The sequence below is a fragment of the Roseobacter sp. TSBP12 genome, from assembly GCF_009129705.1.
Taxonomy (GTDB): domain Bacteria; phylum Pseudomonadota; class Alphaproteobacteria; order Rhodobacterales; family Rhodobacteraceae; genus Celeribacter; species Celeribacter baekdonensis_A.
On record NZ_PYIB01000030.1, the window covers coordinates 24,667 to 40,741 of the forward strand.

The following is a 16,075-nucleotide window of genomic DNA, read 5'->3' on the forward strand; positions in this document are numbered from 1 at the left end:
GACAAGTTGGTCGAAGCTCTCGGAGCTGATAAAATGACAATTACCATATTTTTCGAGCAGTCCGGCCCCGGATCGCAATGCCCGGGGAGAAGATTATCTGCATCTTCCTCATGAGAGGTCTGATGTTTTTGCGCACTTCGTTCGGAAACTTTGGCAGCGACCGTTTCATGGCCAATTGCATCGAGAGATCCCGCCGGGAGAACGACAAATAACGCAATCGAGACCAGCAGGAGAATCTGGATCGCGCTACGGAAGATGTTCAGCCTGACGACCAAAGTCAGTTGATCCCGTTCGCGCGCTGCAGTTCGCGCACGTATCCAGCAATCATCTTCACATCACCTTGGGTGAGGCCTTCAACGGGAGGCATATTGCCAAAATTCCAATGATGAGATTGGACGCCGTTTTGCGCCGCATTCAGGAACGCGGCATCGGAATGGTGGTTCGGCTCGTAGATTTTGTGAACAAGCGGAGGAGCGACCCCATTCTGGCCTGCGGCATTTTCACCATGACAGCTGGCGCATTTTGCCTCGAACGCGCGTTGCCCCATTTGGGCTTGCGGCGAAAACTCAGCGGGAATTATTACATTGGCAATGGGCGCGCCCTGAGGAATGCCGCTCGTGTCCGGCGGAACCATTGAGTGTCCTTGAGCGGTCTGCGCCGGGGCCGGCTGCAACGCTTGCCAACCGACCGCTCCAAGGCCGAGCACGAAGAACCCGCTAACGAACCATCCCCAGAAATTCATAGTGTTTTACTCTCCTGCATGTGATCCGTTCAGATCAACTTAACCTGCGTCCCGACCGGCGTGCGATCGAAGACCTCTTCTATATGTTCGTTGTAAAGGCCGATGCAGCCGTTTGATGATCGACGCCCGATTTTCCGCGTGTCTTGGGTTCCGTGGATCCGGTAGTATTGCCACGACAGATAGAGCGCACGCGTTCCCAGAGGATTGGAGGGATCTCCTCCAGGCACATAGGCTGGCCATTCCGGATTGCGTTCCCGCATTGAAGGGGTCGGCGCCCAACTTGGATTTTCCCGTTTCTCGACAACTTCTGTATACCCGCGCTTCGTCAATTCATCAGTCAAGGGAACAGAGGTCGGGTAAATCCGCATCTCTTCATCCTCTGTCCAGTGTTGGAGCACCTTTGTGACAGTATCCGAAATGATGATGCCCTTCCCGAGACGGTCAAAGTGATCACGCCAATTGTGGAGAACGAACGACGAGATATTGCGTCTTACCACACCAGCCTCTTCCGCCCGAAGAGTGTGGGGGGTCATCAAGAATGCGCCTGAAATTGCAATCAGGCTCCGCCTGTTCAAACTCGGTCTCTCTGCCATTTGTTCGTCCTTGGTTACTCAATTGGACGAGACAGGCATTGCTCAGATGGGGCTGAATCTCAACCGCAACAGGCCGCAAGATTTGTATCGAAGTGTATCCTTGACCTTCCAGCGGGAGATCAAGCTAAACAGGATGCGTTGACCAAAATCAGAGGTGGATTCCATGCAAGAGGATAGCGAGTCAGGTGGCAATCGCCACGGAAAGTTGATGCACTGGGGCATGATGGCTTGCTGTGCTGTCATGCTTCTACCCATCGCAGCTTTCCTGATTGGCGGAGGCACCGTCGCAGGCCTTTGGGCAAACGCTACCGTCTTTGCGCCTCTGGTGCTCTGCGTTGGCGCCCATTTTGTGATGCACAAGATGATGGGGCGTTCATGCCATGGAAGCAAAGAGCACAAGCAGACCGCCCCCCAGCCAGTGCCGATTGAAGATATGACCGACAGCGCCGTCCGGCGGTAAGTCGAAATGAGAACAAGAGCGCGGCTGGCGACTGTCTTCTTGGGAGCGATTTTCGTGAGCGCTTGTTCCGGCGGACCAGTCCTGTGCCCGACAAACCCGCCGCCAACTTTGTCGACAAAGTCACCAGAGCTGGAGCTGCCCAATGGATGTCGTCTGGCAGGGCCTATCTCCAACGGTGTGGGCCAGTTGGATTGTGTAAACGGCCGATCAGGCTTTGTTGCCACTCAAGTTCAAAGCCTGGAGATAGTGCGATGACCATCTGGCGCTCGCCAATCCGTCTTGCTTTCTGCGGTACCCTCGCTGCCGCAATGTTCTGGCTCTTGATCCCCTTTGCTGCAACGGCCGAGGTATCAGTCGCCCACAAGGTCACTGCGGTGGAAGCGCGGCTGATCTCCGCCGAGGATGCCGTTTCCGCCGAAGCTCAAACGCTCTCCGCCGGTCTGGATCTGAACCTTGCTGACGGATGGAAAACCTATTGGCGTTCGCCTGGCGAGGTTGGCATTCCGCCACAGATCGACTGGAGCGGGTCGACGAATGTCGCGGGCGTTGATTTCCTATGGCCTGCGCCCGAGCGGTTCACTGCCTTTGGCATCGAAAACTTCGGCTATCATGATGAGGTTGTCTTTCCACTTCAGATCACCCTGAAGGATCCTAGGGAACCTGTCGAACTCAGAGCAAACGTCAAGCTCTTGACCTGCTCAGCAGTTTGTGTCCCCCAGGATTTTGACTTGGCACTTTCGTTGCCTCAGGGGAACTCAATCGATCAAGTCTCGGCTAATCGTATCGGGGCATTTCTCGCACGCGTTCCGGCGGAAGGAGGAGCGGCAGGCGTGACCGCCGCCACATCCCATATAAACGATGATTTCACCCGCCTAACGATAGAAATAGCTGCCACGACTGCCTTCAAAACCCCGGACGTCTTTCCTGAAATTGGTGATGGCAACACGTTGGGGAAGCCCGACATTCGCCTTGGGGCAAGCGGGCGAACGCTTTGGGCTGAATTCCCAATTCTTGCCTACATGGCAGATACAGACGCGCCGCCACGGGTAACCGTGACGGACGGGCCGGATCACGCCCTCACCGTCACGCCAGATCGGGCAACAACCGCCCCAACTCCCCCTTTCAGTATTGATCGGGTGGTCCCCGGCATTGATCAAGTGATCTGGATCGCCATCATCGCTTTTCTTGGGGGCTTGATCCTGAACGCCATGCCTTGCGTGCTTCCTGTTCTGTCGATCAAGTTATCTTCTGCCCTGAAATCCGAAGGACGCGGCAATGCCCAAGTCAGGGCAGGCTTCTTGGCCGCCGCCGCCGGAGTCATGGTCTTTATGTGGGCACTCGCGGCTGTTCTCTTCGCATTGCAAAAGATTGGCGTTGCCGTCGGTTGGGGGCTCCAGTTCCAGAGCCCAACGTTCCTGGTTCTGATGCTCCTGATCCTTGGTCTGTTCACCGCAAACCTGTTTGGACTGTTCGAATTCTCTTTGCCAGCCGCCCTGACAACGCGGTTGATGAAAGCAGGAGGTACGGCCGGTTATGGAGCGGATTTTGCCACCGGATTTTTCGGGGCGGTCATGGCTACTCCCTGCTCCGCGCCGTTTCTTGGAACAGCTATCGCATTCGCACTTGCGGGGCGGGTGATAGACATCGCTGTCGTTTTCACCTTTCTCGGGTTAGGTCTGGCCAGCCCATATCTGTTGGTGGCCATCGTGCCGAACGTTGTTCGGTTCGTGCCCAAGCCCGGCCGCTGGATGATCGCCTTGAAAGCCGGCCTTGGCATCCTCCTGATGGGTACCGCGGCATGGCTGTTCTATGTCCTGCTCGGCGTTGCTGGATCGCGCGCGGCCCTAACAGTTGCATCTCTCGGTGCGGTTATGCTCTTCATAGCGGCATCGCCCTGGGTGCCAAGATCTCTTCGCTGGCCCTTTGGGCTGGCGCTGGCGGCACTCGCGGTCGCGGCCGCGCCATTCTTGGCAACACCCGCCGCACCCGATGCCCAAGCAGGAAAAATTGCCTGGGTCACATTTGACCGCGGCGATATTGCCCGTCGGGTTTCACGCGGAGAGGTCGTTTTTGTCGATGTAACCGCCGATTGGTGTTTGACCTGCAAAGCCAACAAGGCGCTCGTTCTTGAACGCGACCCGGTTCTTTCGGCATTGAACAGCTCTGGTGTCACGCCGATGCTGGCCGACTGGACCCGCCCAGATGACGCGATCACCCGTTTTTTGGAGACCAACAACCGTTACGGCATTCCATTCAACGCGGTTTATGGGCCGTCTGCTCCCGAAGGAATTATCCTGTCTGAAATATTGTCGACTCAGGATGTTCTTGCTGCTCTGCACGCGGCGCGTCCGGGGGCCGCTCAAGCAACGCTCATCGAGGACGATGTGAAGGTTTCCAGATTTGGAAACACTTTGGAGCAAAGTGCCGACTGAGTAATTTCGCCTAAGCTGCGCATCAAGGACGCCGAGTCAGGCAGCATTTAACGCCCTGATTTAGATCAACCACACCATCTGGATAGCGTGTTATAATCACCTAGGAAGGACTCAAATCATGCGATCAAGGCCACATATCGATGTCAGAAGAGTGTCGCGTATTCGCGTCAGCTTCGTCCTGATATTGATCGGAGCCTTGTTTTTCGGTCTCATTGCCGATGGTTTGCATGCGCATGAGGGCGAGCCTGCCGGGTTAGAGACGCAGATTGTTCAGGTCACCGACGCAAATTCCTCCGTCCACGTTATTCTGGACGCGGATTGCGGAATTCATCCCGGTTGCGCCGCTGCTCTGATCCCTAACGGGCTTGTCAGCGCAGTAGTTTCGAACCGTAGCACGCGAATGGTAATGTCGTGGCGGCAATCGGCGTCTTTCGCCGATGACGAATTCATACACGTCCCCATTCTCTTCTGAGCATTCCAGTCAGCGAGGTAGCGAAGCGCCTCCCTTTCGGCTTTTACGCCAATCGTGACGCTTAGGTTTTTCGACAGGCTCGTAGTCTGGATGTCCGGATTCTGCCTGACCGCGCTCCTCACTTCATTCGCTCCTATTAACCGTGGATCCGCCGGTTTTCTGCCCTCGCCACGGCCACCGCATGATCTCGACCAGATAAAGGTTCCAAAAATGAACATGTCGCCCCGCATCGCCTATACGCTCGCCACTTTGTTCGTGTCAGCACCAGCTTTGGCCGCTCCGCCTACGGTCTTCATTCCAGAGGGCAGCGCCAATTCAGTCCTGATGGTTCAGGCGGAGACTGGAAAAGTCCTGCGTCGGATCAATGATGTCGAGGCGGTCCACGGTCTCGCAGGCGCACCCGGCGTGCCGTATCTGGTCGCCGGCAGCTATTCGGAGATCCCGCGCGAGGATGTCGCGGCGCTAGAAAAGCCCTCCACCGTGTCTGCAGACGATCACGCCGCGCACCACGCACCAAAGGCCGCGCCAATGGGGCCACCCGATGCCGGGATCAGTCTTCTCTCGATTCTGGACGCAAAAAGTGGCGATATCCTGCGTCGGATAGAGGTGCCGGGTGCCGTACATCATACGGCAGTTTCCCCTGATGGACGCTTTGCCGTTGCGACCCATCCGGCAGGTGACGGAATATCGGTGATTGACCTGGCGACTTTCGGCATGACGGCATTTGTCCCGACTGGATCGATGCCGAACTATGCAGCGTTCGGAACTGATCCCAATCTCGTCTACGTCTCCAACACCGGTAACGGAACGATCAGCGAAGTAGACCTGTCGCGGGGTATCGTTCGTCGCAACTTCATTGCAGGTGACACCCCGGAACATACGGCGGTTTCGCCCGAAACTGATCGACTCTTTGTGGCAGACGCGGACGCAGGTCAGGTTCTGGAACTGTCTTTGAGTACCGGTGAAAAGCTGCGGACCTTCGAAATTGGCGGCGAGATTCATGGACTGGGGCTGTCAAATGATGGGGCAACTTTGTTCGTCGCGGGTAGGGGAGAGGACAAACTCGCCTCAGTTGCACTCGCTACCGGGGAAGTGCGCACAGCCACGCTTGCACCAGAACCCTACCACCTGACGGTAATTCCAGGCTCCGACATCCTTTATGTCTCAAGCCGTGCAGAGCCCGTGGTTTGGCTCATCGATACCAGCTCACTGCAAACGCGTGAAACAGTTTCTGTCGAAGGAGAAGGACATCAGATGGTGGCGCTTCCCTGAAGGGCTGCCGATGGGAATGAAAGGCACAGGATCATGGCACAGGACACTCGCCCAACACTTCGTTTTCTGGGAGCCGCCGGAACAGTAACCGGATCGCGCTATCTGATTGAAACCGGGGATCGCCGCATTCTAGTTGATTGTGGCTTGTTTCAAGGCTTCAAATCGCTGCGGGACCGCAACCGCAAGGCGTTTCCGGTACGCCCCTCCACCATTGACACCGTACTTCTGACGCACGCGCATCTCGATCACTCAGGCTATCTGCCTGCGCTGATCCGCGGCGGGTATCGAGGGAAGGTGATGTGTACCGAAGCGACGGAGGAACTCTGCGGCCTGATCCTGCCGGACAGCGGCCATATCCAGGAAGAGGAGGCACGTTTTGCCAAAAGGCACCGATACTCCAAGCACAAGAACCCCAAGCCGCTCTACACGTTGAAAGATGCTCAGGCGGCGCTTGAGCATTTGCACAGAGTTCCCTTCAACAGCACAATCGATGTTGGTGACGGAATATCCGCAGAGTTCATCCCGGCGGGCCATTTGCTCGGTGCGGCGCAGATCCGTATCAGACTGCCGGGAAGGACAATCCACTTCAGTGGCGACCTCGGCCGACAGAACGACGCACTGATGCGACCACCACAACCGTTCTCAGGTGCGGACGTGTTGGTTTGTGAATCCACCTATGGCAATCGCCATCACGCAGCCATCGACGCGGAGGAAGAGCTTCTGCCAATCCTGAAACGTGTTTTCGGGCGGGGCGGTACGGTTCTCATCCCCTCATTCGCGGTTGGGCGCGCGCAGGGGCTTATGTATCACATTGCACGCCTGCAAAACCGCGGCGAGATCCCATATGTGCCGGTTTATCTCAACTCGCCAATGGCGATCGACGCGACCGAAATCTACCACGGCCATCACGAAGAACATCACGTTGCCTGGGAGGATTGCCTTGCGATGTTCCAGATCGCCAAGCGGGTCACTTCGGTCGAGGAGTCGAAGAAGCTGAACACGCAGCATGGCCCGATGATCATCATTTCGGCGAGCGGCATGTTGACCGGCGGGCGGATCCTGCATCACCTCGCCAGCTTCGGCGGCGACCCGCGCAACGCAATCCTGCTGTCGGGCTTTCAGGCTGGCGGTACCCGCGGGGCGGCACTGGCCGCTGGCGCGGACAGTCTGCGCATGTTCGGTCGAGATTTCCCGATCAGGGCAGAGGTGATCCAGCTCGAAGCCTTTTCCGGACATGCCGATGCCGAAGAGTTGCTGGCCTGGATGCGCGCGTCGGATCGCGCGCCGCGCATGACCTATGTGACTCACGGCGAACCTTCTGCCTCGGACCGGCTGCGCTGGCGGATCGAACATGAACTCGGCTGGCCTGCCCGCGCCCCCGAACACCTCGAAACGATCCGGCTGGACAATCCAAAATGACAGAAATCGACAATACGCTCGCCCTGTCCCGCGCGGGGATCGACACTTACCGGCAACCCGTTGTCTTCATGCGCGAAGACTGCCACGTCTGCCGCGCCGAAGGCTTCGCAGCCCTGACCCGGATCGAGGTCACGCTCGGCGACAGGTCGGTGATTGCCACGCTGAACGTGTTGACCAATGGCGACTGGCTGCCCGACGACACTGCCGCCTTGTCGGAAGAAGCCTGGGCCGCCCTGAAGCCCCAACCGGGGGACCGGGCAAGTTTTACGCACCCGGAGCCACCGGACTCCGTCTCAGCGATCCGCGCCAAGGTCTATGGAGAAACCCTTGAGCAGCAAAGGTTCGACGCAATCATTCGTGACGTCCTCGATCATCGTCTCTCCGATCTCGATCTGGCAGCCTTCATCACCGCCTGCGCGGGCGACCGGCTTTCGATTGCGGAAACCATCGCACTGACCCGATCCATGCAGGCGGCGGGCGAAACGCTGGATTGGGGCGGCGCCGAGATCTACGACAAGCATTGCGTCGGGGGGCTTCCAGGAAACCGCACCACGCCGATCATCGTTTCGATCATCGCGGCGGCGGGGCTGATGATCCCCAAGACCTCTTCTCGCGCGATCACTTCCCCCGCAGGCACGGCCGACACGATGGAGGTCATGGCTCCCGTCTCGCTCGACATCCCCGCGTTGAGACGCGTCGTCGAGGCTGAGGGCGGGTGCATCGTTTGGGGGGGCAACCTCGCTCTCAGCCCTGCGGACGATGTTCTGATCCGGATTGAACGGCCACTCGATTTCGACAGCGACGGACAGCTGGTGGCGAGCGTCTTGTCGAAGAAGGCTGCGGTCGGTGCGAAGCGCGTGCTGATCGATGTGCCCGTCGGACCAACGGCCAAGGTCCGCTCGGCGGAAACCGCCGCTGCGCTGGCAGAGCGGCTCCGCGCCGTTGGCAAGGCCATCGGCCTGACGCTCTCGATCCATCAAAGCGACGGGACTGCACCTGTCGGCCGCGGAATTGGACCCGCACTTGAAGCCCAAGATGTCCTTGCCGTGCTACGCCGCAACGAGAACTTCCCTGTCGACCTGCGCGACCGTGCACTCGACATCGCTGGAGCGCTGCTGGACCTTGTCCCCGAGACGGGCAGCGCGGGAGGGCGAAAGGTGGCCGCACAGCTGCTCGACAGCGGCGCTGCCGAGGCGAAGTTCATGGCGATTTGCGATGCACAAGGCGGTTTCACTGAGCCCGGTGAGGCGCGTTATCATGCGGTGATCACCTCCCGCACGGCGGGGCGCCTCATTGCGATTGACAATCGTCGCATCGCGCGCACAGCGAAACTCGCCGGCGCACCGCGGCAGCAGCTCGCAGGGCTGCGCCTTCTGGTCCAGATCGGTGACCATATCGAATTTGGCAAGCCGCTGTTCGAGATCCACGCCGAAACGCTGGGAGAACTGGAATACGCCCGCTCCTATGCCGAGGCGCAATTGGGACTTTGCACAATTGAGGAGGCAAACTGATGACCATTATCGCCCCCTTTCCCGGCATGGAGCCATTGGCGCGCAGAATGGCGGCGACATCCGGTGCCGAAATCCAGCCGGTGGACTTGCACCATTTTCCCGATGGTGAAACCCTCGTGAAGCTCGGCGGCGATCCTGCAGGACGCGAAATCGCCTTCCTCGCCACGTTGCGCGATCCTGATCGGCTGGCGTTGCCTCTGCGTTTCGCAGCTCTGACGGCGCGCGAACTTGGGGCCGCGCGTGTGGGGCTGGTCGCGCCCTATCTTGGCTACATGCGCCAGGACAAGCGGTTTCATCCACGCGAAGCTGTGAGCGCCCCGATCTTCGCGGGATTTCTTGATGAATGTTTCGACTGGGTGATGACCGCTGACCCCCATCTGCATCGCAACCCGAGCCTTTCAGCGCTGTTCCGCATTCCCGCATATCGTGTCGCCACAGCCCCTCTGCTGGCCGACTGGATTGCGGCGAACGTTCCAGAGGCCGTGCTCCTTGGGCCTGACAGCGAAAGCCAGCAATGGGTGGCTGAAGTCGCCAGGCTCGCCGGACGCCCCTACGAAGTGCTGACAAAACATCGCTCCGGGGATCGGCAGGTCGAGATCAGCCTGCCGGGCAGCGCCGTTTTCCGACAGGGGACACCCGTGATCCTCGATGATATCGCCTCGTCCGGACACACGCTGATCCGAACGCTCGAACAACTCGAGCAGGCCGGTGCCCGACCTGCGACTTGCGTAATTATCCACGCGGTTTTCGCACACGGCGCAGAGGAAGCAATCCGCCATGCCGGTGCCGCGCGGATCGTCAGTACCGATACGATTCCACACTCAACGAACGCAGTCTGCGTCGGCGAGCTGTTAGCGACAGAAATGAAAGTTGCTCAATGCGCCACTTGACCTTCCAGTTACTGGAAGAATTAGGTTTGAGGCAATGAGCTAGAAATACGGGAAAGGATCCCCGAATGAACAACCATCACGAACATGCCAACGGATCTGACGATCAAGTTCCTTCTGGCTACGCGGGCACGGTCTTCACTTGCCCGATGCACCCCGAGGTACGCCGCGCCGAACCGGGAGATTGCCCGAAATGCCAGATGCATCTGGTGCCGGAGGGCGAGCCCTCGCAACACCACGCCCATCATCAGCACACGGGCGACGCGGTGGAGCCAAACCACTTGGACTCGGTTCCCAACGACTACACTGGCCCGGTTTATACCTGTCCGATGCACCCTCAGGTGCGCCAGACGCATCCCGGGTCTTGTCCGATCTGCGGTATGGGGCTGGAACTGGAATCGGCCGCCATGGAAGCGGAAGGCCCGAACCCGGAGCTTGTGGATTTCAGCCGTCGTTTCTGGGTGGGGGCCATTTTGACCGTACCGCTCCTTGTGCTGACCATGGGCCCCTATCTTGGCCTGAGCGGGGTGCGCGAGATATTCGGAGAACGCGTCACCCTCTGGGTCGAACTCGCGCTCGGGACACCCGTTGTCTTTTGGTCCGGCTGGCCTTTCCTTGTTCGTGGCTGGAACTCGTTCCGGACAAGGAACCTCAATATGTTCAGTCTCATTGCCATGGGTGTAAGCGCCGCATGGCTGTTCAGCATCATCGCCGTCCTGGCACCGGGCATATTCCCCGATGGGTTCCGGGATGCCGAAGGGCATGTCGGCGTCTATTTCGAGGCGGCGGCTGTGATCGTCACGCTGGTCCTTGTGGGACAGGTGATGGAGCTGCGCGCTCGCGAAGGCACTGGCAAGGCGATCCGTGCTCTTCTGGATATGGCCGCCAAGACGGCACGTATTATCCGCGACGACGGAAGCGAGGAAGAGGTTCCATTGGAACAGGTCCAGGTCGGCGACCGACTACGTGTGCGACCCGGTGACAAGGTGCCGGTCGATGGTATGGTCGTCGAAGGCAGGTCCTCAGTTGACGAAAGCATGATCACGGGCGAGCCGGTACCTGTAGAAAAGGTCGGAGGAGACCCTGTAACGGGTGCCACGATCAACGGAACCGGCAGCCTGATCATGGAGGCGACGCGCGTCGGCGCCGACACGATGCTGAGCCAAATCGTCGAGATGGTGGCCAATGCGCAGCGGTCTCGCGCGCCGATCCAGAAATACGCCGACAAGGTCTCCGGATATTTCGTGCCTGCAGTTATTGGCATCGCCGTGCTGGCCTTCATTGGCTGGGCCATTTGGGGCCCGGTCCCGGCCCTTTCCTATGCTCTTATTGCGGCCGTTGCCGTTCTCATCATCGCTTGTCCCTGTGCCCTCGGCCTTGCGACACCGATGTCTATCATGACGGCGACGGGGCGCGGCGCGCAGGCGGGTGTCCTGATCAGGAATGCAGAGGCACTGGAACGGTTCGAGAAGGTCGATACCCTGATCGTCGACAAGACCGGCACGCTGACGGAAGGCAAGCCGAAACTTGTCGGCGTCTACCCTGAACCGGGTCACGATGAGGTAGAAGTGCTTCGGCTTGCCGCATCGCTGGAACGCGGCTCCGAGCATCCTCTCGCGGAAGCCATCGTACGCGGTGCTGAAGAGCGTGGCGTCGACCTGGCAAAAGCCGACGCCTTCGAGGCGGTCACCGGCAAGGGCGTCAAAGGCACGGTGGACGGGCGGGTAGTGGCGCTCGGCAACGTGAAACTCCTGACTGACCTCGGACTTGATGCAGCAGAGCTTCGGGACAAGGCGGATGCCCGTCGGGATAATGGCGAAACGGTTATGTTTGTCGTCGTCGAGAATGACGTTGCCGGTCTTGTCAGCGTCGCAGACCCGGTAAAGGCGACCACACCGGCCGCCCTGAAGGAACTGCACGCACTTGGGTTCCGTATTATCATGGCGACGGGAGACAATGAGCGTACCGCTAGGGCCGTCGCGTCCAGTCTAGGCATCGACGAGATCCGCGCCGATGTGATGCCGGAAGACAAAGCGAAGATCATCAAGGAACTTCAGGCCAAGGGGCACAAGGTTGCCATGGCCGGCGACGGTGTCAACGATGCACCTGCCCTGGCTCAGGCCGATGTCGGGATTGCCATGGGCACCGGCGCCGATGTGGCCATTGAGAGCGCAGGGTTCACGCTCGTCAAAGGGAACCTCGACGGTATCGTGCGTGCGCGCAAACTCGCCCGCGCGACCATGCGGAACATACGCCAGAACCTGTTCTTTGCTCTGATCTACAACACTGCGGGCGTGCCCGTCGCTGCGGGGATCTTGTTCCCATTCCTCGGGATCTTGATCAGTCCGATGTTTGCGGCCTTTGCCATGAGCGCTTCCTCAATCTCGGTCGTCCTAAACTCCCTTCGGCTACGGCGCGCGCAGATTTGAGGGGAAACAAGAACGATCGCGAGGTCCATCAGACCGTTCAATAAACAGTATTGGGTACAATCCATCGCCGGAGAAGGGGCAACAGCGTTCAGACAATCACCTGCAAACCAAGGAGACCAAAATGACCTACATTTCCAGACAGATGATCTTAGCCATTGCTGTGGTGTGGGCGCTGCCAGTCGGCGCCCAAGACAGCGGGCATATGACAGATAATGGGGCGATGAGTCAGATGATGAGCTCCGGACTGTTCCTGCCAAACATGGATGCAGCCAAGGGGCGTGCGCTGTTCGCCTCGAAAGGCTGTGTCGTTTGTCATTCTATCAACGGGGTCGGAGGCGAGGATGCCCCCGCCCTTGATGCAGCGTATATGGACCTGCCAATGAACCCGTTTGAATTTGCCGCCCGAATGTGGCGCGGCGCGCCGGCGATGGTCGCTGCCCAAGAGGATGAGCTCGGCGGGCAAATTGAATTCACAGGTCAGGAGCTTGCCGATATCATCGCGTTCGTTCACGATTCCGAAGAACAGAAGGCATTCTCTGCCGGCGACATCCCCGAAAAGATTGAAGAAATGATGCACCAAATGGGTGAGGAGGATCACGACTGAAGCGTCAGGGGATATCGCAGTAGAATAAGGCAATGCGTCGAAAGTTTCATTTGCGCCCTAAGATGCCGATCCTATGGCGGACCGCTTCTGCGCCAGCCAAAGTAATCCAAATCCCGCGGCTAACATCGGCAAGGAAAGGAATTGCCCCATCGTAAGCCCCCAGTCACCAAACTGCACAACATACCCAATCGGATTGTTCACGTCTGCGAATTGAGCGTCGGGCTGGCGAAACAACTCTACAAAACTTCTCGCAAAACCATATCCGGCCAGGAAGAGCCCGCAAATTGCCCCTGGTGTCCTAAGCCATCCGCGCCGCCACGCAAGGAATAGGAGAGCGAAGCCAAGCAACAGGCCTTCCAAAAGGGCTTCGTACAGTTGCGAAGGATGCCGTGCGCAAATGTCGGTTATTCCCGGGCATGATTGCGCTGCGTCACCGGGAAATATGACGGCCCAGGGCATGTCCGATGGGCGGCCCCATAGTTCATTGTTTATGAAATTTGCGATCCGGCCCAAGAACAAGCCCGGAGGCGTTGCCAGAGCGAGAAGGTCAGCCATGCTCAGGAGCGGCATACGCTGACGGATGCCATAAACAAGCGCGGCAATGGTTACGCCAGCAAACCCACCATGAAATGACATTCCCCCTTGCCAGACCTTCAGAATTTCTAACGGATTGGCAAGATAGAACCCGCGCTGATAGAACATCACGAACCCTAACCGCCCGCCAACGATCACCCCGATGATAATCCAGGTCAAAAGATCCTCAATTTGGCGCGGTGTTAGCGGGGCGCCCGATGCAGGCCACAGAGCGGCGCGTTTGACCGTGGCAACACAAATTCTCCAGCCGACGAGAAGGCCGATGATATAGGCCAACGCATACCAGCGGAGAGTCAACGTAAACGTGCCGATCTCAACCGAAAATATATCCGGCCCGATATTTGGGAACGGAAGTGCGGACAAAGGCATGGACATTCTTTCTAGTCATTCGGGTGAGGTCGGATCGTGCACATACGCCGTTCGTGCTCTCTCATGGTTTGTTCATCGCGAGTGAAGCTTCCGCGGGCTATTGGCCCGACTGGAGTTCTTCCAAGGACTGCAAAATGACACTTTGGCGCGGGTCTTCGGAGGAAACGGGCACCAATAGCTCTTTGGCTCGACTGTACGCGTTCAAGGCGAGGTCAGTTTCGCCGAGCACCCTGTAGGCCCTGCCAAGACGCATCCATCCATCGATATCGTCTGGTTCAGCCTCAAGGCGTGTTGCCAAACGTTCCACCATGGATCGGATAAATGCATCTCGATCGACATCATCCATCTGGCTGGCCGCTTCGACATCTGCAGCAGTGGGGCCGGGCGAATTGCCTGACATTACTGGAGCATAATCCGACAAACTGATAGGCGCTCGGCCCAGTGCCGCACCTATCCGGTTTGCTTCCGCGACAAATGTTTCCATCCAGGGTGCGAACCCATCCACTTCGTCCAATCGCGTGAGAAGACGATTGTAGGCCTGCTCATTCGCACCCGCTTGCGCAAGCCCGACAGCATCGTAAAAAGTTCCAGCAGGATTGGTCGGATCGAGCTCAAGTGCTCTTGCAATGGCCCGCTTCGCTTGGGGTGTCACGATCCCCTGTTCGGAAACGATGAGAGCTTCCGCATAGATCGAAAACACAGCAGAATCGGCATTCATGGATTGTGTTGCACGCTCGTAGGCCGATGCGGCATCCGAAGCGCGGCCCAATTTCATGAAGGTCTGTCCAAGGAGCATCCAGCCCTCCAAGGCTCCGCCTTCTGAATCCGCCTGCAACCGCTGCAATAGCTTCTGCGCCAACGCTTCGATTTCACGATTTTGCGCGACCTCTGCCTGGCGATCCTCGAAAGCGATGCTGGATAGGTTTGGCGCTCCAGCAAAACTGTAATACCCCGCCGCGAACAGCGGCACAAAGACCGCAGCAGCCATGAGTATGACCCTGCCGCCGCCGTTGGATTCCCCGGTGTTTTTTACTCTCCCCACGGAGAGAACCCGCCGCTTGATTTCCTGTCGCGCCGCATGCGCCTCTGCGACAGAAAGCAGGCCGCGTTCAGCATCCCGATCGACTTCAGACAACTGGTCCTTCAAAACTGCGAGAGTCCTGTCTTCGGCCGGACCTTGCACCAAGGCAGGCTTCCACGCCGAAGCCGCAACAATACCTGAGGCAGTCAAGGCGAGGACTGCCATTGCAATCCATATCATCGGTGGTCCCCTTCGCTGGATGAAGTGAAAATGCGTGCGACCTCGGCCTCCTCGTCATCGCTCAGGTCTGCGATTTTTTTTCTTTTTCGAGAGCCCATCAGGATGCCGCCACCGATCCCCAGAGCCAAGAGCCCAAGGAGTGGGGGGGTAAACCAGAGAGCGTAGGTCTCGGGTTTAAACGGAGGCTTCAGTAGAACGTAATCGCCGTATCTCGCTTGGATGAAAGCAATTGCATCTTCGTTCGTGTCACCCGCAACCAACCGTTCCCGGACCAAAAGTCGTAGGTCGCGCGCAACGCCGGCGTTCGAGCTGTCAATATCCTGATTTTGGCAAACTACGCAGCGAAGCTGCCTGGAAACCTCCCGTGCCCGAGCCTCGAGGATTGGATCGGAGAGGATTTCGTCGGGCTCAACAGCCTGCGCAGACATTGGCATGATGAGTGCCAACACAAGGAAAAAACGACGCATGTCAGCTCCTCTCCTCTAACACACCCGCTTGTCGGAGAGCCTGGCGAAAGGTTGATACAGCCTCTTCACCGACGATCGGGCCGACGTATCGGTAGAGCACCGTTCCATCGCCTCCGACAATGAATGTCTCGGGCACACCCGAAATCCCCCACTCGATCCCGGCACGACCTGACAGATCCAAGCCAATACGTTCGTACGGGTTCCCGAGATTTTGAAGCCAATTGACCGCGTCTACCGGTTGATCCTTGTAGTTGATCCCGAACAAACGCACGCCATCGCGCTCAACCAAAGCGCTCAGAACCGCGTGTTCGGCACGACAGGGAACGCACCAGGAAGCGAACACATTAACGACGACTGGCGTTGGGTTTCCGAGCAGGTTTTCCCGAGACAGTCCCTGTACATCAAGACCCGGCACCGGCCCGAGAATGAACGAGGGAGCTGGCTGAGAAATGAGAACCGAAGGAATCTCGCTTGGGTCACGATTGGGATTCAGGCCCCACAAGAAAAATCCGCCGACAATCACTGCCAGTACCAAGGGAATAATCGCTACAGATCGTTTCATT

The 16,075-nt window shown here is 58.3% G+C and carries 14 protein-coding genes; 8 read left to right on the forward strand and 6 right to left on the reverse strand.

From position 1 onward, the window contains the following. Window positions 1-277: 277 nt before the first annotated feature. Both C8029_RS09985 and C8029_RS09990 read right to left on the reverse strand, forming a co-directional pair. Window positions 278-742, reverse strand: a complete 465-nt coding sequence (locus tag C8029_RS09985) for a c-type cytochrome (protein WP_066707486.1) — start codon at window positions 740-742, stop codon at window positions 278-280. A gap of 29 nt (window positions 743-771) precedes the next feature. Further along, entirely contained in the window at window positions 772-1,335 is a 564-nt protein-coding gene (locus C8029_RS09990; protein WP_066707488.1) for a L,D-transpeptidase, read from the reverse strand. Window positions 1,336-1,498: 163 nt separating this feature from the next. Between C8029_RS09990 and C8029_RS09995 the strand changes: the two genes are divergently transcribed. From C8029_RS09995 to C8029_RS10030, 8 genes are all read left to right on the forward strand, one after another. Then, window positions 1,499-1,795, forward strand: a complete 297-nt coding sequence (locus C8029_RS09995; RefSeq protein WP_066707491.1) for a DUF2933 domain-containing protein — start codon at window positions 1,499-1,501, stop codon at window positions 1,793-1,795. Window positions 1,796-2,046: 251 nt separating this feature from the next. Further along, entirely contained in the window at window positions 2,047-4,227 is a 2,181-nt protein-coding gene (locus C8029_RS10000) for a protein-disulfide reductase DsbD family protein (protein WP_152002835.1), read from the forward strand. 682 nt (window positions 4,228-4,909) lie between these two features. Next, window positions 4,910-5,971 carry a YncE family protein gene (locus C8029_RS10005; RefSeq protein ID WP_066707494.1) on the forward strand — a complete coding sequence of 354 codons (1,062 nt, stop codon included), beginning with the start codon at window positions 4,910-4,912 and terminating at the stop codon, window positions 5,969-5,971. A gap of 33 nt (window positions 5,972-6,004) precedes the next feature. Further along, window positions 6,005-7,390: an MBL fold metallo-hydrolase RNA specificity domain-containing protein gene (locus tag C8029_RS10010; RefSeq protein WP_066707496.1), complete on the forward strand. Its 1,386-nt coding sequence runs from the start codon at window positions 6,005-6,007 to the stop codon at window positions 7,388-7,390. Next, window positions 7,387-8,901, forward strand: coding sequence for a thymidine phosphorylase family protein (locus tag C8029_RS10015; RefSeq protein ID WP_066707498.1), 1,515 nt, complete (start codon window positions 7,387-7,389; stop codon window positions 8,899-8,901). The genes C8029_RS10010 and C8029_RS10015 overlap by 4 nt, the downstream gene beginning before the upstream one ends. Next, window positions 8,901-9,791 carry a ribose-phosphate diphosphokinase gene (locus C8029_RS10020; protein WP_009573625.1) on the forward strand — a complete coding sequence of 297 codons (891 nt, stop codon included), beginning with the start codon at window positions 8,901-8,903 and terminating at the stop codon, window positions 9,789-9,791. Before C8029_RS10015 ends, C8029_RS10020 begins: the two co-directional genes overlap by 1 nt. Before the next feature lie 65 nt (window positions 9,792-9,856). Beyond that, window positions 9,857-12,217: a copper-transporting P-type ATPase gene (locus C8029_RS10025; RefSeq protein WP_009573624.1), complete on the forward strand. Its 2,361-nt coding sequence runs from the start codon at window positions 9,857-9,859 to the stop codon at window positions 12,215-12,217. A 121-nt stretch (window positions 12,218-12,338) separates the two neighbouring features. Next, window positions 12,339-12,821 (forward strand): c-type cytochrome, encoded by a 483-nt coding sequence (locus tag C8029_RS10030; RefSeq protein ID WP_009573623.1) that lies wholly within the window; start codon window positions 12,339-12,341, stop codon window positions 12,819-12,821. A 57-nt stretch (window positions 12,822-12,878) separates the two neighbouring features. On the opposite strand, the gene lgt is transcribed toward C8029_RS10030, so the two are convergent. From lgt to C8029_RS10050, 4 genes are all read right to left on the reverse strand, one after another. Further along, window positions 12,879-13,784, reverse strand: a complete 906-nt coding sequence (gene lgt / locus C8029_RS10035) for a prolipoprotein diacylglyceryl transferase (RefSeq protein ID WP_009573622.1) — start codon at window positions 13,782-13,784, stop codon at window positions 12,879-12,881. Window positions 13,785-13,881: 97 nt separating this feature from the next. Next, a complete protein-coding gene (gene ccmI / locus C8029_RS10040) occupies window positions 13,882-15,045 on the reverse strand; it encodes a c-type cytochrome biogenesis protein CcmI (protein WP_009573621.1) in 1,164 nt (387 codons plus the stop codon). After that, entirely contained in the window at window positions 15,042-15,512 is a 471-nt protein-coding gene (locus C8029_RS10045) for a cytochrome c-type biogenesis protein (protein WP_009573620.1), read from the reverse strand. The genes ccmI and C8029_RS10045 overlap by 4 nt, the downstream gene beginning before the upstream one ends. A gap of 1 nt (window position 15,513) precedes the next feature. After that, window positions 15,514-16,074, reverse strand: coding sequence for a DsbE family thiol:disulfide interchange protein (locus tag C8029_RS10050; protein ID WP_107718031.1), 561 nt, complete (start codon window positions 16,072-16,074; stop codon window positions 15,514-15,516). Window position 16,075: the final 1 nt, after the last annotated feature.